This is a genomic window from Noviherbaspirillum sp., assembly GCF_035254685.1.
Taxonomy (GTDB): Bacteria; Pseudomonadota; Gammaproteobacteria; order Burkholderiales; family Burkholderiaceae_D; genus Noviherbaspirillum.
The window spans coordinates 52,221-74,081 of record NZ_DATFAI010000018.1 but is presented as its reverse complement, the minus strand read 5'-3'; the positions used below and the strand labels follow the sequence as shown (position 1 = coordinate 74,081).

General features: G+C 60.4%; 18 protein-coding genes and 1 pseudogene. 10 read left to right on the top strand and 9 right to left on the bottom strand.

Features of this window, described 5'->3' with window-relative positions; genetic code table 11:
* Positions 1–107 precede the first annotated feature (107 nt).
* Together VJ698_RS05615 and VJ698_RS05610 are read right to left on the bottom strand one after the other, a co-directional pair.
* Entirely contained in the window at positions 108–2,363 is a 2,256-nt protein-coding gene (locus tag VJ698_RS05615; RefSeq protein ID WP_324101730.1) for an ATP-dependent DNA helicase, read from the bottom strand.
* On the bottom strand, positions 2,360–4,021 hold the full coding sequence (locus VJ698_RS05610) for a VRR-NUC domain-containing protein (RefSeq protein WP_324101729.1): 1,662 nt from the start codon (positions 4,019–4,021) through the stop codon (positions 2,360–2,362). The genes VJ698_RS05615 and VJ698_RS05610 overlap by 4 nt, the downstream gene beginning before the upstream one ends.
* A gap of 231 nt (positions 4,022–4,252) precedes the next feature.
* Between VJ698_RS05610 and VJ698_RS05605 the strand changes: the two genes are divergently transcribed.
* Positions 4,253–5,416, top strand: coding sequence for a DUF3182 family protein (locus tag VJ698_RS05605; RefSeq protein WP_324101728.1), 1,164 nt, complete (start codon positions 4,253–4,255; stop codon positions 5,414–5,416).
* Positions 5,403–6,212 (top strand): alpha/beta hydrolase family protein, encoded by an 810-nt coding sequence (locus tag VJ698_RS05600; RefSeq protein WP_324101727.1) that lies wholly within the window; start codon positions 5,403–5,405, stop codon positions 6,210–6,212. The genes VJ698_RS05605 and VJ698_RS05600 overlap by 14 nt, the downstream gene beginning before the upstream one ends.
* Before the next feature lie 104 nt (positions 6,213–6,316).
* Here the strand turns inward: VJ698_RS05600 and VJ698_RS05595 are convergent, their stop codons facing one another.
* The 3 genes from VJ698_RS05595 to imuA form a co-directional block, all read right to left on the bottom strand.
* The gene (locus VJ698_RS05595; protein ID WP_324101726.1) at positions 6,317–6,763 is read right to left on the bottom strand and encodes a host attachment protein; all 447 of its coding nucleotides are present in this window, start codon (positions 6,761–6,763) and stop codon (positions 6,317–6,319) included.
* A gap of 108 nt (positions 6,764–6,871) precedes the next feature.
* A complete protein-coding gene (locus VJ698_RS05590) occupies positions 6,872–8,335 on the bottom strand; it encodes a DNA polymerase Y family protein (RefSeq protein WP_324101725.1) in 1,464 nt (487 codons plus the stop codon).
* The gene (gene imuA, locus VJ698_RS05585; RefSeq protein WP_324101724.1) at positions 8,268–9,023 is read right to left on the bottom strand and encodes a translesion DNA synthesis-associated protein ImuA; all 756 of its coding nucleotides are present in this window, start codon (positions 9,021–9,023) and stop codon (positions 8,268–8,270) included. The genes VJ698_RS05590 and imuA overlap by 68 nt, the downstream gene beginning before the upstream one ends.
* A gap of 114 nt (positions 9,024–9,137) precedes the next feature.
* On the opposite strand from imuA, the gene VJ698_RS05580 reads away from it, so the two are divergent.
* The 3 genes from VJ698_RS05580 (at position 9,138) to VJ698_RS05570 (ending at position 12,642) form a co-directional block, all read left to right on the top strand.
* Complete coding sequence (locus tag VJ698_RS05580; protein WP_324101723.1) at positions 9,138–10,037, top strand: endonuclease; 900 nt, start codon at positions 9,138–9,140, stop codon at positions 10,035–10,037.
* A gap of 88 nt (positions 10,038–10,125) precedes the next feature.
* Positions 10,126–10,680 (top strand): hypothetical protein, encoded by a 555-nt coding sequence (locus VJ698_RS05575; RefSeq protein ID WP_324101722.1) that lies wholly within the window; start codon positions 10,126–10,128, stop codon positions 10,678–10,680.
* A 249-nt stretch (positions 10,681–10,929) separates the two neighbouring features.
* The gene (locus VJ698_RS05570; RefSeq protein ID WP_324101721.1) at positions 10,930–12,642 is read left to right on the top strand and encodes a diguanylate cyclase; all 1,713 of its coding nucleotides are present in this window, start codon (positions 10,930–10,932) and stop codon (positions 12,640–12,642) included.
* A gap of 19 nt (positions 12,643–12,661) precedes the next feature.
* Here VJ698_RS05570 and VJ698_RS05565 read toward each other — a convergent pair whose 3' ends face one another.
* Entirely contained in the window at positions 12,662–14,302 is a 1,641-nt protein-coding gene (locus VJ698_RS05565) for an ATP-dependent DNA helicase RecQ (protein WP_324101720.1), read from the bottom strand.
* Between the two features lie 154 nt (positions 14,303–14,456).
* Here VJ698_RS05565 and VJ698_RS05560 point away from each other — a divergent pair, with 154 nt between their 5' ends.
* Entirely contained in the window at positions 14,457–14,591 is a 135-nt protein-coding gene (locus VJ698_RS05560) for a hypothetical protein (RefSeq protein ID WP_324101719.1), read from the top strand.
* Between the two features lie 97 nt (positions 14,592–14,688).
* Complete coding sequence (locus tag VJ698_RS05555; protein ID WP_088707577.1) at positions 14,689–14,892, top strand: cold-shock protein; 204 nt, start codon at positions 14,689–14,691, stop codon at positions 14,890–14,892.
* A gap of 119 nt (positions 14,893–15,011) precedes the next feature.
* Here the strand turns inward: VJ698_RS05555 and VJ698_RS05550 are convergent, their stop codons facing one another.
* Entirely contained in the window at positions 15,012–15,998 is a 987-nt protein-coding gene (locus VJ698_RS05550; RefSeq protein ID WP_324101752.1) for a zinc-dependent alcohol dehydrogenase family protein, read from the bottom strand.
* A gap of 179 nt (positions 15,999–16,177) precedes the next feature.
* Between VJ698_RS05550 and VJ698_RS05545 the strand changes: the two genes are divergently transcribed.
* A complete protein-coding gene (locus tag VJ698_RS05545) occupies positions 16,178–17,539 on the top strand; it encodes a methyl-accepting chemotaxis protein (protein ID WP_324101718.1) in 1,362 nt (453 codons plus the stop codon).
* Positions 17,540–17,603: 64 nt separating this feature from the next.
* On the opposite strand, the pseudogene VJ698_RS05540 reads toward VJ698_RS05545, so the two are convergent.
* Positions 17,604–18,074: pseudogene (locus VJ698_RS05540) on the bottom strand (cache domain-containing protein); the annotation flags it as partial.
* Between the two features lie 191 nt (positions 18,075–18,265).
* The gene (locus tag VJ698_RS05535) at positions 18,266–19,171 is read right to left on the bottom strand and encodes a LysR family transcriptional regulator (protein WP_324101716.1); all 906 of its coding nucleotides are present in this window, start codon (positions 19,169–19,171) and stop codon (positions 18,266–18,268) included.
* 253 nt (positions 19,172–19,424) lie between these two features.
* On the opposite strand from VJ698_RS05535, the gene VJ698_RS05530 reads away from it, so the two are divergent.
* Complete coding sequence (locus VJ698_RS05530) at positions 19,425–20,183, top strand: sulfite exporter TauE/SafE family protein (protein WP_324101715.1); 759 nt, start codon at positions 19,425–19,427, stop codon at positions 20,181–20,183.
* Positions 20,184–20,211: 28 nt separating this feature from the next.
* Positions 20,212–21,798 (top strand): malate synthase A, encoded by a 1,587-nt coding sequence (gene aceB / locus VJ698_RS05525; protein WP_324101714.1) that lies wholly within the window; start codon positions 20,212–20,214, stop codon positions 21,796–21,798.
* Positions 21,799–21,861: the final 63 nt, after the last annotated feature.

Sequence of the window (21,861 nt, the reverse complement as noted above, 5' to 3'; positions counted from 1 at the left end):
ATCAGAAACAAGTGCCTCGCCATCCCTATTAGGCTATACGCATCAACCAATTGGCGCTCGTGGCGAGTGAAACATCCACCCACAGATTTCGCAGACGAGCCACCTACTCAGGTTTCCACCTTCCACCATCGCGGCAGCAAGCGTTGAACGTTCATCCGCGCAAAGCGGTCGTCTATCAGCCAGACCACGCCGCGATCCGTCTGTGTGCGGATCACGCGCCCCGCAGCCTGCACCACTTTCTGCATGCCAGGGAACAGGTAGGCGTAATCGTATCCCGCGCCGAAAGCGGCATGCATGCGTTCCCTGATCTGCTCGTTAACTGGGTTCAGTTGGGGCAAGCCGAGCGTTGCAATGAATGCACCCACCAGTCGTTCGCCAGGCAGGTCGATGCCTTCTGCAAAGGGACCTCCCAGCACCGCGAAGCCGATGCCGCGACTGTCCGGTGTGAAGCGCGCGAGGAACTGCTCGCGCTCCGCCTCTTCCATGCCGCGCGACTGCTCCCACATCGGAATCTGGGGATGACGCGCCTTGAACAGTTCTGCTACTTTCTGCAGGTAATCGAAGCTGCTGAAGAAGGCCAGGTAATTGCCCGGCTTTTCTTCATATTGCCCAGCCATCAGCGCGACGATGGGCGAGAGCGAATCATCGCGATGCTGGTAGCGCGTGGAGATGCGTCCGGCCACGCGCACGGATAACTGTTCCGCGTTGAACGGCGATTCCACATCGATGCAGACGGTGTTCTCCGGCAAGCCCAGCGTGTCGCTGTAGTACTGCCACGGGCTCAGCGTGGCGGAGAACAGTGTGACCGAGCGCGCCGCGTCGAAACGCGGCGTGAGGAAGGGCGCGGGGACGATGTTCCTGATGCAGAGCACCGACCCGGCGCGCCGCGCATCGGGTTTTTTCGTGATATCGAACAGCGAGTGCGTACCGAAGGTCTCGGCCAGGCGGGAGAACTGCAGCGCATCGAAGTAGAAACGCTGCAGCCTGCTGTCGATATGCGTCGGATTCTCAGCCATGAAATCGGTGATGTCGGCGATGACCTGCAGTATGGCGAACGCAAACTTCTCGGGGATTTCCGGGTAAACCTGGTAAGACTTTTCCTGGTCCTTGTGCAGCGCGTTCCAGGCACGATTGAGCCGCTCCAGGCTTTTCTTCAGCGCGGCGGGCGCGGACTGCCGCAGGAAATGGAAGTCCGACTGGTCCAGTTCCGCCGTATACATCTTGCGCGCCCGGTCGACCAGGTTATGCGCTTCATCCACCAGCACGCCGACGCGCCACTGGTTCGCCGTCGTCATGCCGAACAGCATTGCGCTCGAATCGAAATAGTAGTTGTAATCGCCGACTACGACATCGCACCAGCGCGCCAGTTCTTGCGCAAGATAGTACGGGCACACCTGATGATCGAGCGCGATGTGGCGCAGCGCTTCCTTGCCCAGCGCACCGTGTGCGAGCGCGGCGGAACGCGCCTGTGGGAGACGATCGTAAAAACCTTGCGCCAGCGGGCAGGATTCACCGTGGCAGGCCTTGTCGGGATGTTCGCAGGCCTTGTCGCGCGCGGTGAGTTCCAGCACGCGCAGCGGCAGGTCGGGCGCGCTCTGCCTGATGCGCTCCAGTGCATCGAGCGCGAGGCCGCGCCCGGAAGTCTTTGCCGCGAGATAGAACGCCTTGTCCAGCTCCTGTCCGGGACAGGCCTTCAGCAGCGGGAACAGGGTGCCGATGGTCTTGCCGATGCCGGTCGGCGCTTCGGCCATCAGACAGCAGCCGTTCGTGGTCGCGCGATACACCGCTTCCGCCAGTTGCCGTTGGCCGGGACGGAACGTCGCATGCGGGAAACGCAGTGCCGTGAGCGCCTCATTGCGCGCCGCGCGATGCGCCAGTTCCTGTTCGGCCCAGGCCAGAAAAAATTCGCATTGCTCCTCGAAGTACTGCTTGAGCGCGGCGGCGCTGTGCTGTTCGACAAGCACCGTTTCCTTCTGGCTCGCGATATCGAAATAGACCAGTGCTATGCGAATGTCGTCGAGACCGAGCTTGTCGCACATCAGCCATCCATACATCTTCACCTGCGCCCAGTGCAGGTGGCGATGATTGGCGGGCATGCGCTCAAGGTCCCCGCGATAGGTCTTGATTTCCTCCAGTTGTCTGCGCGCGGGATCGTAACCGTCAGCGCGGCCACGCACCGTGAGATGCTTGTATTCGCCGGTGAGGCTCACTTCCGTCTGGTATCCGGCAGCGCGACGCGCAGCAACAAGCGCATGGCCCGCAATGCCTTCCTGCGCGGAAGGCGAGGGCGTGAAGCGCAAGTCAAGGTCACCCTGCTTCGCAGTGAACTCGGTCAACTCGCGGACGGCGACCTTGTACTTCACGCCGCGTCTCCGGCCCAGCGGACATAGCACACCGAGACCGGCATGCCGTGTTCGATGCAGAAGTCCATCCAGCGCACCTGGTTGTCCTGCAGGCGGTCACCGGGGCCTTTCACTTCGATCATGCGATAGTGTTTTTCCATCGGCCAGAACTGGATCAGGTCAGGGAAGCCGGCGCGGTTGGCCTTGATATCGCGCAGCATGCGCTCGAAGCATTTCTTCAGGTGCGAAGCGGGAATGCAATCGAGCGCAAGGTCCTTCAGTTCTTCGCTCAGGACATCCCAGAAGACGAAGGGAGAAAGAATGCCTGACTTTTCCGCGAAATGACGGTTGATCGTCTGCACATATTCGCCGGACTCGAGTTGCGCGAGGCAGGTATCGAATTCCTTCGCGCGGCGTTGCCGGAAATCCGTGCTGTGCAGGTCGGCGGGGCCGGCGTGGAAGGGATGGAAGAAAGCGCCCGGCACGGCAGCAAACACTGCATTCCAGCAGAGCAAGCCGAAGAGCGAGTTGATCAGTGTGTTCTCGACATAGAACACCGGCGCGTCGTCCTGGACGAGATGTTCGGCAACCAGCCATTCCACCGAATAGCTTGCTTCGGGCAAGTCCAGGTCGATGCGCGGTACCGACCTTGCGGGGAGCGCGGGAATCTTCGGCAATCCCAGCTTGCGATGCAGTCGCGGCAGGATGCGCATGAGCTGCTGGCGTTCAGCTTCATCCTCCGGCATTTTCTGCGCCGTTTTTGCGAGGGCCAGCGCGGATTCGAATTGCTCAAGGCGCTCCATCACGCGGATCGCGCGCAAGCGGGCGCCGGGATGGCTGCAGGCGGAATAGATGGCAAGCGCATCGGTGAGCGCGCCGGCGCGTTCGTCATGCTGCGCGATCTGATACAGGAGCTTGGCGCGCCGGCGCTCCAGCCAGTCGTTGTCGAGACGCTTGGCGGGAATTTCGCTGAGGATGATCTCCGGCGCTTCGCCTTGCTCGAATCGTTCACGGCAGCGAAACAGGTGCATGTACATGTCGACATCCTCACGCATGCGGAATCCGCGCGACGATGCCGAGAACGCGACTTTCTCATAGCGATAGATGCCCAGGTCCGACAGCACGAACTCCGTCCAGTCCTGGCGCAGGTTGCCGAAGAACATGAGCCGCAGACGTTCGCACAGTGCATCGATCTGCACCTGGTAGACGCAGTCATCGGCGCCGGCATGCCACGCATCGAAATGACGCGCTTGCGTATATTTTTCACGCAAGGTTTCAAGCTGTTCCAGCTTTCGCGCCTGCGGGCTCGGCAGCGCGTCGCCGAAGGCAACCGCGATTTCAGATTTGTTCAGCAGGGAGAAAATTTCGTCCAGCGTGAGCACGGGACGATCGTCGATCCAGCCTTGCGCAGCAAGGGGAAGCGCTGCCTCCCGCGTATCGCCGATCTCTTCGTAGCGCAATTTGCTCGCGCGGAACAGATTCCCCTTGCGCATCACCATCCTGACGAGCAAGGCGCGCGAGGCCTGGGGCAGGGAAGGGAAGCGGTCGAGGAAGGCACGTTCCTCTGCCGACAGCAGGTCGTTGTAACGCTCGGCAATCCATGCAAGCACCTGATGGAAATTGTCGAGGTAATACAGCGGATTGAGCGGGTTGAGCGGCTTGTCGGGCGTCCTGTTCATCGTGATCAAGGGGTAATGCGGAATGGCGGATCGTGCAAGGACGCGCTGTTGAATGGGGGAACGGCGGTTTGCAGGATGTCAGGCAATGCCGTTCCGCATTATCGCGAAGGGCTGCCCGCTTCGCAACTTGCCGGTTCGACAGCAAGCATTTTGGCAAGATGCGAATCTGTTTCCGGCGGCCCGCTTCTTGCATCGCATGTCTCGTCGGCGAATCGGTATGGAGGTGACAGGATGGGTTTCGTGCTGCAACCCTTCAATGCATGGCCCACAGGCGTCGCTGCCCGTGCCGGCTTCGGCATGGTTGTCGTGTATGCCGGTAATGCGGACCGGCGCGTGTGCCATCACGAAAGCGCGACCTATCATGCGCTTGCGCAACGATTGGCGTTCATCAAAGGGTATGAGTTCGCAGGGGAATTTGACTCGTCCTGCGCATATCCCGGCACGCTGTACTTTGTGCCGAGCGACACGTTTGTCACGCTCGAGGCGGCGCATCGGCTCGGCGTGCGCGGCGACCAGGACCTGTTTGGCGGCGTGGTGCCGTTTCCGTTCATCGCCACCAAGACCATTACCCATCCGCTTTGCGACGCTGGAGCGCAGGCGCCGGAGGGATGGTCGCGCGCCCTTGCACAGCGTCTGCAGGATGTCGTGCTGCCGGGCTTTTCCGCCTTCTCGGTGGAGGACGCCCGCAAGGCTGGCAGCATCCTGCTCGAACAGGGCGCGGTACGCCTCAAGCTGGCGAACGGGATCGGCGGTCTCGGCCAATGGGTGGCGGCCGACGAAGATGAACTCGATGCGCGCCTGAAGGATCTCGATGCGGAAGAGGTGGCGCGCTTCGGCATGGTGCTGGAGCGGAACCTGGCCGATGTCGCGACACTGAGCGTGGGACAGGTGCGTGTGGATGACCTGCTTGCGAGCTACTGCGGCACGCAGCAGCTGACCGTCAACAATGCCGGCCAAGAGGTCTACGGCGGCTCGCGCCTGATCGTTGCGCGCGGCGATTTCGATGCCTTGCTGGAACTGGATCTCGAACCGGGGATGAGAACGGCCATCGCGCAGGCATGTCGCTACCATGCGGCCGTGATGCAATCCTTTCCCGACATGTTCGCATCGCGTTGCAATTATGACGTGGCGCAGGGCGTTGACGATGGCGGCAGCCGCTATTCCGGTGTGCTTGAACAGTCATGGCGCGTCGGCGGTGCGAGCGCTGCAGAGATCGCGGCATTCGGCGCCTTCCGCGCCGATCCATCGCTGAACGCGGTCTGTGCCCTGACGAGCGAAACCTATGGCGATGGCGCCCCTGTTCCGGATGATGCTGACGTCTACTTCCGCGGCGTGGACGAGCGCGTCGGTCCGCTCACGAAATATGCGAGGCTGGAGCCCTATGCCGACGCATGAAGACGCCGTCCATATCGCCGTCGACGATGGGCACATTTCAGGGACGATGGTTTCGCCCGAGACCCGCATGCCCGGCGTGCTGTTCGTGCACGGATGGGGCGGCAGCCAGGAACAGTACCTGGCGCGTGCGCGCGAGATCTCCGCGTTGGGATGCGTGTGCCTGGCCTTCGATCTGCGCGGGCATGGCGATACCAGGCTTCAGCATGAAACGGTATCGCGCGAGAGCAACCTGCGGGATGTGCTGGCTGCCTACGATGTGCTTGCCAGCCATCGCCTGGTCGACCCATCGACCATCGCCGTCGTGGGCAGCAGCTACGGTGGCTATCTTGGTGCGATCCTGACGACGATGCGTGCGGTGAAGTGGCTGGCGCTGCGGGTGCCGGCGCTCTACATGGACAATGGCTGGGAGCTTCCCAAACGGCAGTTGCACAAGGACCAGGATCTGGGAAGCTACCGGCGCACGCTGGTGCCGGCTGGAGAAAACCGGGCGTTGCGCGCGTGTGCCGCGTTCAAGGGCGATGTGCTCGTGATCGAGTCCGAATCCGACCAGACGATTCCTCACGCGGTGATCTCGAGTTACCTTGATGCGTGCATCCATGCGCGCTCGCTGACCTATCGTGTCATCGAAGGTGCGGATCATGGCCTGACCAGCGAAGCCAGCCAGCGAGCCTATACCTCGCTACTGGTGAACTGGATGACTGAGATGGTGTTCGGTGAGCGAGAAGGCAATACGCCGACGCAGACCACGACGATGCCGGGAAGCGCATTGCCGGAGGCGCCGCCGGGGCCGGCGTAGGGGGGAAGTGGTGTTTGGCGGGTGTCGCGCATCGGCGTGTGCAGGACGTTGACACGTTCCGGCTTGCGCCGGAACGTCAAGCTCTTGCAGGAGGATGCATGGCTTCAATGCAGTTGTGTCTTGATGTAGCTCTCGATTTCCTTTTCATCGAGCCCGGTGATTTCCTTTGACACTTCCTGCTCGACAAGTTGTTGCGATTCCTTGCTCAGGTTCTTGCGCAGCATGCCGAGGAATTTCGAGAAGGCAATCAGGCGCAGCTTGTCGTAGCGATGTTCCATGCGCGCCTTGTCCAGGTATTCGCCGATCTGCTTGGCGAACAGTTCCTGCCAGTGCTGGGTCTGGGTCACATTCGGTTCGGCGGTGTGGCCCATCATGCGTTCGCCCTTGCCGAAATAGCGTCCTTTCGCATCGCTGATCAGGTCCTGTTCGCGCATGCGCCCTTCGGGGCTGACGAAGTCTTCGATCTCATGAAAATTGGCCTGCTGCGCCCCCTCGACTTCGAAGATCCTGGCGCGATGCTCGTCTGCGGCGACAATCCAGGTGGTTTGCATAGGCTTCTCCTTCCATCGATAAAGCACGTTCGACAAACCACTGGCAACTTTGTTCTGGATCCGCTCGGTAGTGTGCAGGAAACCTGCGCGCATTGCCGCGGGGATGCATCATGCAAACAGTCCATGCAGGAACCAGCAGATTTCCTCTCCGGTGCGTTCCCGGTAAATCCAGTAACAGGTCGCTGCCTGCCCCTGTGCGATGAAGTAGTCGCGCACGACCAGTTTTCCGTCCCACCAGCCGCATTCGATCCGTTCCGGGCCCTTGACCATGCGTAGCGGCGAACCGTAAAACGGACGATGATTCTTCACCATCAGGGCGATGGGCGTTTCCAGTATCCAGAACGGCCGCTCGGCATGATGCGGCACGGATGGCGCGGGGCGGTTGACGGCCGCGGCAGGAACCCAGGCATTGCAGACTTCCGGCCGATGGTCGGCGCGCGGCGCGGGTGCCAGCACGCTCTGGTCGCCAAGCCGCGCCGTCAGCAGTTCCAGCAGGCGGTGATAATCGGCCGGTGTGCCGCCGGGATCGGGGAACAGCGACTCGGTGGGCGGCAGCATGGCCGATACCTGCGTTGCTTCGAGACGTATTGCAATCACCGGCGCGCAAAGTTCGGTCCGCGCAAGCCGTTCTTTCAGCAGGCGGGTCAGGTGTTCTTCATGCCAGACGGGATCGGCCAGCGCGATCTCGATGGGCGTGGGTGCGATCGCGCTGCGACCGCGCTCATGCTGCAGCCACAGCACGAAACGCGAGACAGCCAGTTGTTGCGCCACCAGCCAGCCGGTCATCTGCAGCAGCAGGCGGCGCGCAGCGAACAGCACGGCTTCTGCATGCTCGATGCGGTCGGGCAGTTCCAGCCCGGCGGAGAAGGTTTTCGGCGCCTCTATCCATTCGAACAGTTCCGGCGCCTGTCCATAGGCGCGGTCGAGCGCATCGAGCACGTTCTTGTTGCAGCGCCGCTGCAGCCCCGCGCGGGGCAGCTTGCGCAACTCGCTCAGGGTGCGGCAGCCGATACCATCCAGCCATTCACCATACGGCGCAACAGCCGGCAGCAGCGCGCAGGGCAGGGCATCGAGCAGGCGCATCATGCTCTCCATGCGAACCGTACGGCGCGTTGCCGGATGCGATGGATGATGCGCGAACAGCCACGCGCCTTGCGCAGTCGGCGCCATGCCGATGCGCGGCGTGAAGCCGAGCGCATCAACACTGGCGCGCACCAGGCGGCCCAGCCTGGGCCTGCCGCCGAACGCGCGCAGGCTGGCGGTAACGTCCAGCAGCAGGCTGTCCGTATCGGCGCAGGCGACTTCCGGCGTGTATTGCAGCAGCGCCAGTGCGATGCTGTGCATGGCTTCCTGTTCGCGCGCCGCATCCTGCTCATGCAGGATCGCATCGGGACAGAAAGCCTGCACGCCGCCGCGCCGCATGCCAATGCGCACGCCTTCGGCAGCGGCCTGCGCGCTCATCGCCAGCACATGCTCGTGATTGACGACCACATGCTTGCCGGGGTCAGACCAGTTCGGCCGAATCGTTTCGAGTGGCAGCAAGGGCAGGTGCACGGCGATCCATGTGCGCATGGCGAATGTTGTCCGGAAAAGGGAAGGGCAAGACGGGCATGTCGCTCAGCGGCAGGTACAGCGATCCGTCGCGTTGCGGGCCACGTCGCTTGACGATGTCGATATCGATGCCGCCGTTGGCCGGACGTAGCGCCAGCCGCAGCGGCGCGGGCGAGGCATCCTGTGCGCAGGCGAGCGGACGCATCAGCCAGAACAGGATTTCCGTGCCTTGCGCGGCCAGGTGCAGGCGCCGCAGCGCGTCGGTCCGCACATGGGATTGCCAGAGCAGCAAGGCGCCGCAGCTGCCGTTGCGCAGGACTTGTTCCGCCGACCACAGGGCATCGGCGCTGCGCGTGGTCCTGACCCACAGCAGCCGTTCGGCGGGCAATCCCCAGGAGGTCCAGGCGGCGACTTGCGGCAGATGGGGCGGCTGGACCAGCGCGATGCGGCGGCTTTTTGCGATCGCGTCCAGGGCCGGACGCAGCAGGTGCATCTCGCCGATACCGGCTTGCTGCAACAGCAATTCCATCAGGACTGCGCTCGGCCAGCCGCCGTTGGGCAGCTCGGTATCGAGCACATGATGGCCAGTGGATGTGACGGCCGCCTGGTACGAACCCATCTGGTTGGCGCGCCAGACGGCATGCGGGAAGGGGATGGCCATTCCCTTTTCTGTACCCGGTAGCGCCATGCTGGAAACTAAAGCAGACATCCGGACCTCCTAGTGTTTCTTGATGGATGCATTTCATTGTCATTTGTACTGTATAAATATACAGTACTTCGTGGCTACCCCTTAGTCAAATTCGTAATGTAAGGAACTGATTTCATGCAAGCCCGCATCACTTCCGTCGGTCTTCTGGTCAAGCCCGATCCTGCGGACGCTTTCGAATACCCGCATCACATCGACCGCACCAGCCTCGATGCCTTGCCCGCCAAGCCGGGCATCTACATCTTTCGCGATGAGCAGGATCGGCCGCTCTACATTGGCAAGAGTGTCAACATTCGCGTTCGCGTACTGTCGCACCTGCGCACGCCGGAAGAGGCACGCATGCTGCGGGCAAGCCGCCGCGTGGAATTCCGCCGCACTGCCGGCGAAATCGGAGCATTGCTGCTGGAGTCGCGCCTGATCAAGGAATTGCAGCCGCTGCATAACAAGAAACTGCGCCGCACGCGTGAAATGTGCACGCTGCGCTTGAACAGGGATGTGAAGTCGGCGCCGGAAATCGTGTATGCGCGCGATTATGATTTCGCGAAGACGGCGGACCTGTATGGCTTGTTCGCGACCCGCAAGGCTGCGCTGGAAAAGCTGCGGGAAATTGTCGAAGCAGAGGAATTGTGCCCGGCCGTGACGGGCCTCGAGACTCCCGTGCGCGGACGTGCCTGCTTTGCGCGGCAGATTTCACGCTGCCGTGGCGCCTGTACCGGGGAAGAATCCGCAGAGACGCATTACCTGCGGCTGAAGGCGGCGCTGCAAGAAATGCGGGTGGTGGCCTGGCCCTATCCCGGGCCGATGGGCATCGTGGAGGAATGCGGCGACGGCTGGAAGCAGATCCACATCATCGACCGCTGGTTCTATGTCGGCTCCATCGACAAAGTGAATGGCACTCCTCCTGTCAGACGCGCGACGCGCCGAAGCTTCGACATCGACACCTACCGGATTCTCGTCAAACCAATGGTGCAGGGAGAATTGCGCATCGAGCCCGTTACCGATTCCTGGCGGGCATGAAAAAGGCAGCGTAACTGCGCATGCTTGCGCGTCACGCTGCCCTTGCCTTATCTGGCTGCCAGGCTGCGAGGATTATTTGCCGGGAGTGGTGGAGCTGCTGCCGGACGTGCCGCTGGTTCCGCTGGCGCTGCCGCTTGTACCACTCGTGCTGCCGCTAGTACCACCGCTCATGCCGCCACTCGTACTTCCGCTTGTCCCGCCGGTGGAGCCGCTCGTACCGCTAGTGGTACCACTCGTGCCGCCCGTTGCGCCGCTGGTTCCGCCAGTGGTCGAGCCGCTGGTGCCGCCCGTGCTGCTTCCGGCGCCGCTCGTGTCACTGCCGCTTGTGCCGGGCGTGGTGCTTCCGGTCGTGCCGGCCGCGCTGCCAGGCGTGCTTCCTGTCGCGCCGGTGCTCGGCGTGCTCTCGCTGGTGCTGCCAGGTGTCGTACTGGTTCCCCCAGCTGTGCTGCCAGCCGTGCTACCCGTGGAACCGGTACTTCCGGCAGTTCCGCTGGATGTTCCGCCGGTGCTGCCCGAAGTGGCGGCTCCCGTGCCTCCAGTCGTGCCTGCTTCCTTCTTCTCGCACGCACCTAATGTCAACGCGGCTAGTAGCGCCGCAAGCAATACTGAGTATTTCATACTGATTCCTCTCAAGAAAATATAGTTGTAAATACATACACGGCTATTTTGAGGAAGCGGGGGACGTTAAGTGCCTATGCAATCTTTGATAAATATCAATGGTGATATGATTTTTTCAATAAATGTAACCAGTTGTTGCAGCAGGCAGGAGCTCTGACTTTTTTATGCTCGACGTTGCATTAAAGTAATTTTTTGTGTTGCCGAGGTATAATCTTTCTCAAGAATAAAAAAGACAGGGCCATGCGAATGGCCTTGTTCCTTTTCGAGGGGACTCATGAACAAATCCTCGTTGCGTCGGCAGCTCGTGCTGCCGTTCGTCCTGCTTGTGATATTCGTATCCGCCACCATCGGCTGGGTCTCCTACCAGGCGGGGGAAAAGGCTGTCAGCGAACTGGCCCACCGCGTCATGATGGACATCGTCCACCGCATCAACGCTGCCACCGAACAGCACCTTGCCGGCGCATTGACGGCCCTGAACGCAATCGATCCGGATCCGCAGACCCTGCCCAGGGCACAACCGTTTTCCGACGACCTCGCCGCGCTGGAGCCGCGCCTGTGGGTGGCCAGCGGCTTGTTCATGGACGTCAACAACTATGTGTTTTTCGGCGGCGAAGATGGCCGCTTCGTCGGCGTCAACCGCGTCAACAAGGACTTCGTCGAACTCTACCTGCGCGAGCCGCATGCGCCGGAGCGGAGCGTCTATGGAGTGACCCGCCCGGGCGACCGCACGCGCCTGCTGCGCACGGACAATTACGATCCGCGCACGCGCCCCTGGTACAAGCTTGCCGCCGGCGCGACGAAACCCGTCTGGTCGCCGGTCTATAGCGATTTCACGTCGAAGGAGCCGACCATCACGCTGGCCAAGCCCGTCTTCCGCGCCGACCATTCGCATGCGGGCGTGATGGCTACCGATGTGACGCTCAAGGCGCTGACTGATTTCCTGCGCACGGTGAAAGTCAGCGAAAACGGCATTGCCTTCGTCATGGACGGCGACGGCTTCATGATCGCCACTTCCGGTGCCGAACTGCCGTTCAAGATGGTCAACGGCGAGCCGGAACGGATGCGCATCGACGAGATGCAGACGCCGCTCATCAGGGATGCCTATGCCAAGGTGCGCGAGTGGAAAAGCGCAAGGGCGGTCGCCGGTTCGGTGCATGCGAAGGAACTCGTGACCCCCAACGGCTATCTCGAGATCGCCGCGTCCGCGCTGGGCGAAAAATATGGTGTCGACTGGGTGACCGTCGTAGCGGTACCGCGCGTCGACTTCATGGGCGGCGTAACGCGCAGCTTCGTCCATGGGCTGGTCATCGCTCTTGTTTGCGTGGTCGTCGCGCTGATGCTCGGCCTGGTTGTCCTTGACCGCGTGCTGCGCGACATCCGCAACCTCACCGAAGCCGCTAGGAAGATCGGCGACGGCGAACCGATGCCATCGCTGAACATCCGTCGCCACGACGAGATCGGCCAGCTCGCCACGAGTTTCCGGGAAATGGAGCACAACCTGCGCATCGACAAGCTCACCGCAGTGTTCAACCGCGCATCGCTGATCGCGCAGATCGGCTTCCTGCGGCGGCAGCTCGCGCAGAATACCGGCGAGCGCCCCAGCTTTGCGCTGCTGTTCATCGACCTGGATCACTTCAAGCGGGTCAACGACCACTACGGCCATGGTGCCGGCGACAAGGTGCTGGTCACCGTGGCAACGCGCCTGAAGGAATCGGTGCGCGTGACCGATGTGGTGGCGCGCTATGGCGGAGACGAATTCGTCGTCCTGCTCAAGGGCGTGACGGCGGCGGACGGCGTCATCGCCACCGAGGAAAAGATCCGCCGCATCGTCGAGGAGCCGGTGCAGCTCGAGCATGGTACGGCCAGTGTCGGCGTGTCAATCGGCTGGGCCATGTTCCCCGAGGATGGCGAAGATGTCGATGCACTGCTGAAGATCGCCGACAAACGCATGTTCGATACCAAGAAAATACGCAAGGCTGCGCGCTGATTTGCCTGATTGTGCCGCATCACGTGGGCGTCACGTAATCGCGCAGGAAGGTCCTGGTTTCGCTGTTCGGGAAAGTGATGGTCACCTTGTCATCGGCCAGGGACACCACGCGGCCTTCGCCATATTTCGGCACTTTCACCGCGCTGCCGGGCTGCGGCAGCGGCGGCTTTTCTTTCTGCAGGGAAGGCGGTATGTGCTCCCGCACATGCTCCGGACTGAGCTTCTGTTCCGGCGGTCGCAGGCAGTTGTCGCACACGCCGCAATGTGACCATTCCACATGTTCGCCGAAATACTCGAGCATGACTTTCCAGCGGCAGAACCCAGTCTGCGCATAGAAGACGATGTGCTCCAGCGCTTCATGGTCGTGCGCACTTTTTTCGCGATAGGTGTCGGCAAGCTGCGTGAGCTCCCGGTTCTTGATGTGCCGCTTTGTCAGCCTGTAATCGAGCTGGTTGTCCTGCTCGACCAGACCACCGTCGCGCAGCAGCTTGAGCGCCACCTGCAGGCGCGTTTCCGGCACCTGTTCGAGCGTATTGCGCAACTCGGAAAATGAAATGTGGTCGTGCTCCGTCGCCAGCGACTGCAGTGCGTTATACACGGTGTTCAGGTCGTCAACGCCCGGATAGCGGCGCGCAAGAAAGAATTGTTGCACCTGCTTGTCCTTGGCGAAATAGAGCAGCGTGCATTCCGCCGGCTCGCCGTCCCGTCCGGCACGACCGGACTCCTGGTAGTAGGCCTCGAGGTTGGCGGGGATCTGGCTGTGGATCACGAAGCGTATGTCGTGTTTGTCGATGCCCATGCCGAACGCATTCGTTGCCACCATGACCCGACTGGCTCCGGACATGAAGCTGTCCTGGTTCTGCGTCCGGACCTTCGCCGGCAACTGGCCGTGGTAGAAGGTGACGCTTTCGCCCGCCTGCTGCAGGAGCTGGTGCACCTGCTCCACGGCCTTCACGGTCGCGGTATACACGATCCCCGAACCGTGGCTCTCCCGCACAAGGTGCACCGTCTGTTCCAGTTTTTCCGCTTCGTCGGTTGTAACGATGACACGGTAATGCAGATTTGGCCGGTAGATGCCGGTATTGATGACCTGCATGTCATCCAGCCCGAGTTGCTTGCCAATGTCCTCGATCACCTCATCCTTCGCCGTCGCGGTCAGCGCCAGCACTGTGGGATGCCCGAGCGCTTTGATAGCTGCGCCGAGCTGCAGGTAGGTAGGGCGGAAATCATGGCCCCATTGCGAAATGCAATGCGCTTCGTCGATCACGAACAGGCTCACCTCGCCTTGCCCGAGCGCTGCAAGGAAATCAGGGTCGGACATGCGTTCAGGTGTGGCGAAAATGAATTCACTGTCCGCCTGCCGGATACCCTCCATCACCGTTTCTTCTTCCCGCGTGCTCAAGGTGCTGTTGACTTCATGTGTGGGAAAGCCCGCGCTCTCCAGTTTCCCCGCCTGGTCCTTCATCAGCGAAATCAGCGGCGATACGATAATGGTCATGCCCGGCATTTTCAGTGCGGGAAGCTGGTAGCACAACGACTTGCCCGCGCCGCTCGGCATGATGGCGAGCGTATTGTGTTTATGCAGCACGCTTTCAATCACTTCCCGCTGGCCCGGACGCAAATGGTCGATGCCAAATGACTCATGCAGGGTATCCCGCAAGCCTGCGCGTTCGCGGTACGAATCGTTATTGGGGATTGCCGACCGGCTCGCCGGCAAACCTGTACTCCTGCTAGTGGAATTTACGGCGGAAAATGAGCGTTGCATGATGAGAGTTGGGAAAATGGCATGATTGGCTTTTGCACAAGCAGCAAGCATGCCAAACCTGGCGCGGATCGCGGGCGGGCAAGGGCAACTTGAAGGGGAGATGCCCGGTTTTTCACTGGAGAAAAAACGGAAAAATATGTTTACATCGCTTTCCGCATATGGGTTACAATGCGCCACCGATTGAAGTTTGAGCTAGTAGTGCAGTATTGGTCTGTCATTCCTCTTCTTGCTTCAAAGGATCTACCGGGCGAAAGCCCATTAACACTGTAATAGGAATTGAAATGGCAACAGGTACTGTCAAGTGGTTCAACGACGCTAAAGGTTTTGGCTTCATTACTCCGGACGAAGGCGGCGAAGATTTGTTCGCGCACTTCTCCGCGATCCAGTCCAATGGCTTCAAGTCGCTGAAGGAAAACCAACGTGTTTCCTTCGAAGTGACGACCGGCCCGAAGGGCAAGCAAGCTTCCGCGATCCAGCCGCTGTAATTTCCGCAGGCTGCATCCAGCAGAACAAAAATCCCCGGCATGCCGGGGATTTTTTTATGCGCGGCGAATATGTAAAAGCGAATCGCCGCCGGTATTAATTTCCTTTCACTTCTTGCGCATCAGCGCGGCAACAGGACGGCCGCACCGTCGAATTTTCCTGCGCGCAAGGCAGCCAGCGCTTCATTGGCCTGTTCCAGCGGAAACGCCAGCGGTGAGGTTCGTATCTCCATCGCAGCGGCCAGTGCAAAAAATGCCTCGCCATCCGCACGTGTCAAATTAGCCACCGAACATACCGTGCGCTCTCCCCAAAGCAGCGAATAGGCGAAGGCCGGAATGTCGCTCATATGGATGCCGGCACACACCACGACTCCACCCTTGCACGTCGCGGCAAGCGCTTGCGGCACGAGCGCGCCGGCCGGCGCAAAGATGATTGCTGCATCCAATGGAGCCGGCGGCGCCGTAGTCGAATCTCCCGCCCATACTGCGCCGAGCGAGCGCGCGAATTCCTGAGAACGGAGATCGCCAGGCCGCGTGAACGCATAGACTTCCCGGCCTTGCTGGCACGCAACCTGGGCGATGATGTGTGCCGCGGCGCCGAACCCGTACAAGCCCAGCCTTCGCCCGTTTCCCGCCATGCTGTAAGCGCGATAACCGATCAGCCCGGCGCAGAGCAGGGGCGCGGCATGCAGGTCGTCATAACGATCAGGCAGCAGGAAGCAATAACGGGCATCGGCAATCGCATATTCAGCATAGCCGCCATCACGGTCATAGCCCGTAAACACCGCTTCATCACAAAGGTTTTCCCGATGCGCCGCGCAAAAGGTGCATTGATGGCAACTCCCGCCCAGCCAGGGTACGCCGACACGATCGCCGACGGAAAACTGGTGCGCGAACAGCCCCACGTGCACCACCTCGCCAACGATTTCATGCCCCATGACCAGGGGCGACTTATGCGGAGGCAATTCGCCGTCAGCAATGTGCAGGTCGGTTCGACAGACGCCGCAGGCAGTCACGCGAATCAGGACTTCATTATCGGCGGGGAAGGGGATGGGTATGCGCGCCAGGCGCAGGGTTGTATGCGGCGCATCCAGCAGCATGGCACGCATGGCACCATCATGTGTGGGGAAATGGAGAAGATTGCTCATGATCCTGACGATCCTGGCAGGTCAAGCGTTGTATGTATCATATCGCAGGAATACCCCTACTCCATTGACCTATTCCATTGACCTATTCCGCTTCGGGTTTTACGATACGCAACAAAAAAGCCGACAGGGGACTAGTCATCATGATTCTCAGATTTCGCAGGGCGGCGCCTCCGGCCGAACCTGCGGTCGAACCGACATCCGCTTCATCTTCTCCCGACCTCGAACGCATCGTCAGCGATGTAGCACACCAGGCATCGGGCCTGGGCAAGGAGTCGGCCAACCTCAATGGCCTGATCGACGATCTCGCGCTGATGAGCCGCCAGCAGGCGGAAACATTCAAGACCCTTGCCGCTGAGATCGATGCGATGGTCCATGCCAATCTTGCCATCGAGGAAGCGACCAAGGTCAGCAATGAATCGGTGCGGCATGCGCGCGAAACCGTCGAGCAGATCGGCCAGGGCGTGATCGCCGTGACGGACAACCTGTCCGAAGTCGCCGACGCCGCCAACGAAATTACGCAGATCGCCTTGCAGACGAGGCTGGTGGCATTCAATGCCTCGGTCGAGGCGAAAAGGGCCGGCGAGGCAGGGCGCGGTTTCGGTGTCGTCGCGGATGCCGTCAGGGATCTGGCCGCCAAGGTGGAACAATCGTCCAAGCTCATCATGAGCACGGTCACGCAACTGGACGCACGTATCAAAGCGCTGGCGAACGATATCCAGTCGCGGGGGCGCGATCGCAAGGATGATTCAGAAAACAGTTCATTCCATGCAGCTGTTTCCGAGGTGGAGCGCGGCGTCGCGGGCATCGCCACCACGGCAAAGAAAAATCTCGAGGGTTGCGCCGGCGTGCTCGATTCGGTGCGCGGCTTGTCGGAGCAGGTTACCGGTACGGCGACTGCATTGCAGAGCGCCCGCAAGCGTACCGAAGGTTTTCTGTCCCTGTCCGAATCGCTGATTGAAATGACTGCCGAGAGCGGAATCCAGACCGAGGACACACCCTTGATCGAGGCCGCGCTGGGAGCGGCCGGGAAGATCTGCGCATTGCTGGAAGAGGGTGTGCGCAGCGGCCAACTGTCGGAAGCCGATCTGTTCGACGGCAAGCACCAGCCCATTCCCGGTACGAACCCGGAGCAGTTCATGACGCGCTTCACACCCTACTGCGAGAAGGTGCTGCCGAATATCCTGGAAGACATTCTGACCTGGTCGCCGAAAGTGGTGTTCGGCGTGGTGACGGATAGTCACTGCTATATTCCGACCCATAACCGAAAATTTTCCAAGCCCCAAGGCAGTGATCCGGTCTGGAACCAGGCGAACTCGCGCAATCGCCGATTCTTCACCGGCCGCACCGAATCTGCCGCGATCAAGAGCCGCAGGAAATTCCTCCTGCAAACTTACCGCCGCGATATGGGAGGCGGCGTCCATGCCGTCATGAAGGACCTGTCGGTGCCGCTCATGGTCAACGGCAAGCATTGGGGTGCGTTGCGTATCGGCATCCAGTTTTAGAAAGCAAAAACGGCCGATCGAAATCGGCCGTTTTTCGGGACGTCTAAGACGTTGAAGACGGCGCCTACGGTTTGAAAAATCCTGCACCAACAATCATGTTGTCGACTTTCTCGACATAGCTCGACTTCGATTCCACATTCTTGGTCATCGGGTTCGGCCATTTGTAATCGACCCATCCCTTGCCCTTCGCGTTCAGGACTTCGACGAAACTGCGAATAATGTATTTGCCGTCGGCATCACGCATGTCAATCAGGTTTTTACCGACCATTTTCGACGCATTACCGTTGCCGATCGAGAGGTTGGTGCCTTGCATGTCGTAGACGAAGATATAGAGATCGCGATCGACAAACTCGCCCTTCGGATCATTGAATGCGGCAAATGCCTTTTCCTTTCCGTTGGCCTTGAGATAGCTAACGGCCTTCTTCACCAGTGAGCTGGCTTCCTCAGCCGTGGCGCGTTCGGCGGCGCAAGCGGTACCGGCGACAAAGCCGGCAGCCAGTATCAAGGCAAGCATCCTGAACAAGATTTTCATTTGTTGTCTCCTTTGCTGTACTTAATCGTCAAGTGTTATTTGGGGGAATCGCTTCCAGTCTCCAAGTGAAATTTCCGATTGGAAATGTTCATCTTGATGATGGCATGCATTCGGAAGGCAATGGGTGAAAACCTTGCACCTGTTAAGTGAAAGAGGTGCAAGCAAACCCGTACTGGCGGTCTGAGACAGACCTCTCAGGCCTTGCGCCAGTACTCAGGTTGGGAATAGGTGTGACGAAGAAAGTCGACGAAAGCGCGGATGCGCAAGGGAAGATGCTGACGTTGCGCGAAAACAGCATAGATGTCATTGCCGGGCGCGGCGAACTCGTCGAGGACGGTCATTAGTTGTCCCGCTTCGATGGCATTGCTGACCTCCCACATCGAGCGCCATGCAAGTCCTTTGCCCGACAAGGCCCAGTCGTGCAGGACTGCACCATCGTTGCAGACCATGTTTCCGCTCACTTTCAGCGTGACATTCTTGCCGGCCTGGCGAAAGGTCCAGCCTCGCTGGCTGCCTTCGCTGCTGATGGCCAGGCAGTTGTGCCTGGCGAGGTCATCGAGCGACTTCGGCGCGCCGTTTTTCTTGATGTAGGAAGGCGCGGCAACCACGACCCGCTTGTTGTCGGCCAGCTTCACGCCGATCAGGTTGGAGTCTGACAATGCGGCAATGCGGATGGCGACGTCGATACCTTCTCCGATCAAATCCACCACACGGTCGTTCAGATTCAGTGTGACCGTCACGTCTCTATGCTCCGCGAGGAACGAGGGGATGAGCGGTGCGACATGCTGGCGTCCGAAACCGGCTGGCGCGGAAATCGAAAGATGACCACTTGCCTTCGCGCTGCGTTCGGAGACGGCGGCTTCCGCGTTTTCGAGGTCGGCGAGGATGCGCTGACAGTCTTCCAGGAATGCCAATCCCTCATTGGTCAGTGCGAGCTTGCGAGTGGTCCGTTGCAGCAGTTTCACGCCAAGCCGCTCCTCCAGCGCATCGAGCCGTCGTCCGATCATCGCGGGCGCAATGCCCTCCGCGCGTGCCGCAGCGGAAAGACTTCCGCGGCTGGCAACCTCGACGAAAGTGGAAATCTGCTTGAACTGGTCCATGTTCGGAAGGTAATGGATTCAATACTAATTCGCAAGAATAAAGTGACTATTCTTGATGTTTATGTGAATTTTTATTGAATATACTCTGAGGCATTCACGATCGGCATACATTCATTGACACAATGTTCATTCAGACCATGACACATGACGCCCGCGAGATAGTGTTCGGCGCACACCCTTTCAACGTAATGCAGGACGTGACCGGCATGAGCCTGCCGATGCAGTCCGTACGGAAGCAGACTGGCGGTGCCCGATGAGCGCCTGGCAAATCGCTCTTGTCGGCATCGCGGCCTTTTGCGCGGGCGCGATGAACTCCGTTGCCGGCGGGGGCACCTTCTTTTCCTTCCCCGCATTGCTCGCTGTCGGCGTGCCACCAGTGACAGCCAACGCGAGCAACTCGGTCGCCTTGTGGCCTGCCAGCCTGTCGGGCGCCTGGGCCTATCGCAAGGAACTGGCGCGGTACAAGCGCTATCTGATCCCGATGGGTATCGTCTCGTTCATCGGGGGCATTGGTGGCGGCCTGCTTTTGCTAGCGACCAAGGACGCGACATTCTCCAGGCTGATTCCCTGGCTGCTGCTGTTCGCTACCATACTCTTCGCATTTTCCGGCCACCTGTCAGCCCTGCTGCGCGGACATGATGCGGCTGAGCCCGGCAATAGCCCGGCGTCACTCGCCGGGCAAGCCGTGGTCTCCGTCTATGGCGGTTTCTTCGGCGCAGGCATGGGCATCCTGATGCTCGCCAGCTTGGCCATGTCCGGACATGACGACGTGCATGAGATCAACGCTATCAAGAACCTGCTGTCCGCGATCATTTACAGCGTCACCGTGCTGACATTCGTCATCGCCGGCGCCATCAGCTGGCCGTACACCCTCATCATGCTCGCTACGGCAACCCTGGGCGGCTACTGGGGCGCGACCATTGCGCGCAAGATCCCGGCGGCTTGGCTGCGCCGCTTCATCATCGTGATCGGCTTCACCCTCACCGCGTTCTATTTTTACAAGACGTTCTGACATCCGGATTTCTTCGAAGGAGAACGAAATGGCTCTGCAACTCCCTGCCGGCATGGAAATCCAGGCCGAGATCAAACCAGGATACGAAAAGGTCCTGACTCCCGAAGCACTGGCGCTGGTCGCCAGACTGCAGCGCGCTTTCGAACCGCGCCGTCAGGAACTGCTGGTCGCCCGTGCCGAGCGCGCCAGGCGGCTGGATGCGGGCGAGCGCCCCGACTTCCTGCCGGATACGGAACACATCCGAGAAGGCGACTGGAAGATCGCCCCGATCCCGAAGGCGCTGGAATGCCGCCGCGTGGAAATCACCGGGCCGGTCGAGCGCAAGATGATCATCAACGCGCTGAACTCCGGAGCGGACAGCTACATGACCGACTTCGAAGACTCCAACACACCGAACTGGGACAACCAGATTACCGGCCAGCTCAACCTGATCGAAGCGGTGCGCAGGACGATCTCGCTGGAGCAGGGCGGCAAGACCTATGCGCTGAACGACAAGACTGCGACCCTGATCGTGCGTCCGCGCGGCTGGCACCTGGATGAAAAGCACGTCCTGCTCGATGGCAAGCGCATCTCCGGCGGCATCTTCGATTTTGCGCTCTTCATGTTCCACAATGCGAAGGAGCAGCTTGCGCGCGGCGCCGGTCCGTATTTCTATCTCCCGAAGATGGAATCGCATCTCGAAGCCCGCCTGTGGAACGACATTTTCGTCATGACCCAGAATGAACTCGGCATTCCGCAGGGCTCGATCAAGGCGACCGTGCTGATCGAAACCATTCTCGCCGCCTTCGAGATGGACGAGATCTTGTACGAGTTGCGCGAGCATAGCGCCGGTCTGAACGCCGGCCGCTGGGATTACATCTTCTCCTGCATCAAGAAGTTCAAGGTCGACAAAAACTTCTGCCTGGCCGACCGCGCCAAGGTCACGATGACCTCACCCTTCATGCGCGCGTACGCGCTGCTCTTGCTCAAGACCTGCCACAAGCGCAACGCGCCGGCAATTGGCGGCATGTCGGCCCTGATCCCGATCAAGAACGATCCGGCTAAGAACGATGCAGCGATGGCCGGCGTGCGTGCAGACAAGGCGCGCGACGCTTCTGACGGCTATGACGGCGGCTGGGTCGCCCATCCCGGGCTGGTCGAGCTGGCGATGACCGAATTCAGAAAGGTCCTGGGCGCCAGGCCGAATCAGATCGACAAGCAGCGTCCGGACGTGAGCGTGACGGCGGCCGACCTGCTGGAGTTCCAGCCCGAGAAGCCGATCACAGAAGCAGGGCTGCGCATGAACATTCATGTCGGTATCCATTACCTCGGCGCCTGGCTGGCCGGGAATGGCTGCGTGCCGATTCACAACCTGATGGAAGATGCAGCCACCGCCGAGATCAGCCGCTCGCAGGTCTGGCAGTGGATCCGCTCGCCGAAGGGCGTGCTGGAAGACGGTCGCAAGGTAACCGCTGACATGGTGCGCACGATGATTCCGGAAGAATTGAAGAAGGTGAAGGAAGTGGTTGGCGAGGGTGCCACCTACGATCGCGCGGCGCAGATCTTTGAACAGATGTCGACGGCGGAAAAATTTGCCGAATTCCTGACATTGCCGCTGTACGAAGAAGTCTCTTGATGAATCTGCCGTTGGCGCAATCCGGCGGTGTGAGAAAAGGCCGGCTTCAACCGGCTTTTTCAT

Bases quoted from the DNA above. Each gene is read 5' to 3' on its own strand.
- VJ698_RS05610 (WP_324101729.1), bottom strand. From the start codon at position 4,021: ATGAACAGGACGCCCGACAAGCCGCTCAACCCGCTCAATCCGCTGTAT.
- VJ698_RS05605 (WP_324101728.1), top strand. From the start codon at position 4,253: ATGGGTTTCGTGCTGCAACCCTTCAATGCATGGCCCACAGGCGTCGCT.
- VJ698_RS05600 (WP_324101727.1), top strand. From the start codon at position 5,403: ATGCCGACGCATGAAGACGCCGTCCATATCGCCGTCGACGATGGGCAC.
- VJ698_RS05595 (WP_324101726.1), bottom strand. From the start codon at position 6,763: ATGCAAACCACCTGGATTGTCGCCGCAGACGAGCATCGCGCCAGGATC.
- VJ698_RS05590 (WP_324101725.1), bottom strand. From the start codon at position 8,335: ATGCGCACATGGATCGCCGTGCACCTGCCCTTGCTGCCACTCGAAACG.
- imuA (WP_324101724.1), bottom strand. From the start codon at position 9,023: ATGTCTGCTTTAGTTTCCAGCATGGCGCTACCGGGTACAGAAAAGGGA.
- VJ698_RS05580 (WP_324101723.1), top strand. From the start codon at position 9,138: ATGCAAGCCCGCATCACTTCCGTCGGTCTTCTGGTCAAGCCCGATCCT.
- VJ698_RS05570 (WP_324101721.1), top strand. From the start codon at position 10,930: ATGAACAAATCCTCGTTGCGTCGGCAGCTCGTGCTGCCGTTCGTCCTG.
- VJ698_RS05560 (WP_324101719.1), top strand. From the start codon at position 14,457: ATGCCAAACCTGGCGCGGATCGCGGGCGGGCAAGGGCAACTTGAAGGG.
- VJ698_RS05555 (WP_088707577.1), top strand. From the start codon at position 14,689: ATGGCAACAGGTACTGTCAAGTGGTTCAACGACGCTAAAGGTTTTGGC.
- VJ698_RS05550 (WP_324101752.1), bottom strand. From the start codon at position 15,998: ATGCGTGCCATGCTGCTGGATGCGCCGCATACAACCCTGCGCCTGGCG.
- VJ698_RS05545 (WP_324101718.1), top strand. From the start codon at position 16,178: ATGATTCTCAGATTTCGCAGGGCGGCGCCTCCGGCCGAACCTGCGGTC.
- VJ698_RS05535 (WP_324101716.1), bottom strand. From the start codon at position 19,171: ATGGACCAGTTCAAGCAGATTTCCACTTTCGTCGAGGTTGCCAGCCGC.
- VJ698_RS05530 (WP_324101715.1), top strand. From the start codon at position 19,425: ATGAGCGCCTGGCAAATCGCTCTTGTCGGCATCGCGGCCTTTTGCGCG.
- aceB (WP_324101714.1), top strand. From the start codon at position 20,212: ATGGCTCTGCAACTCCCTGCCGGCATGGAAATCCAGGCCGAGATCAAA.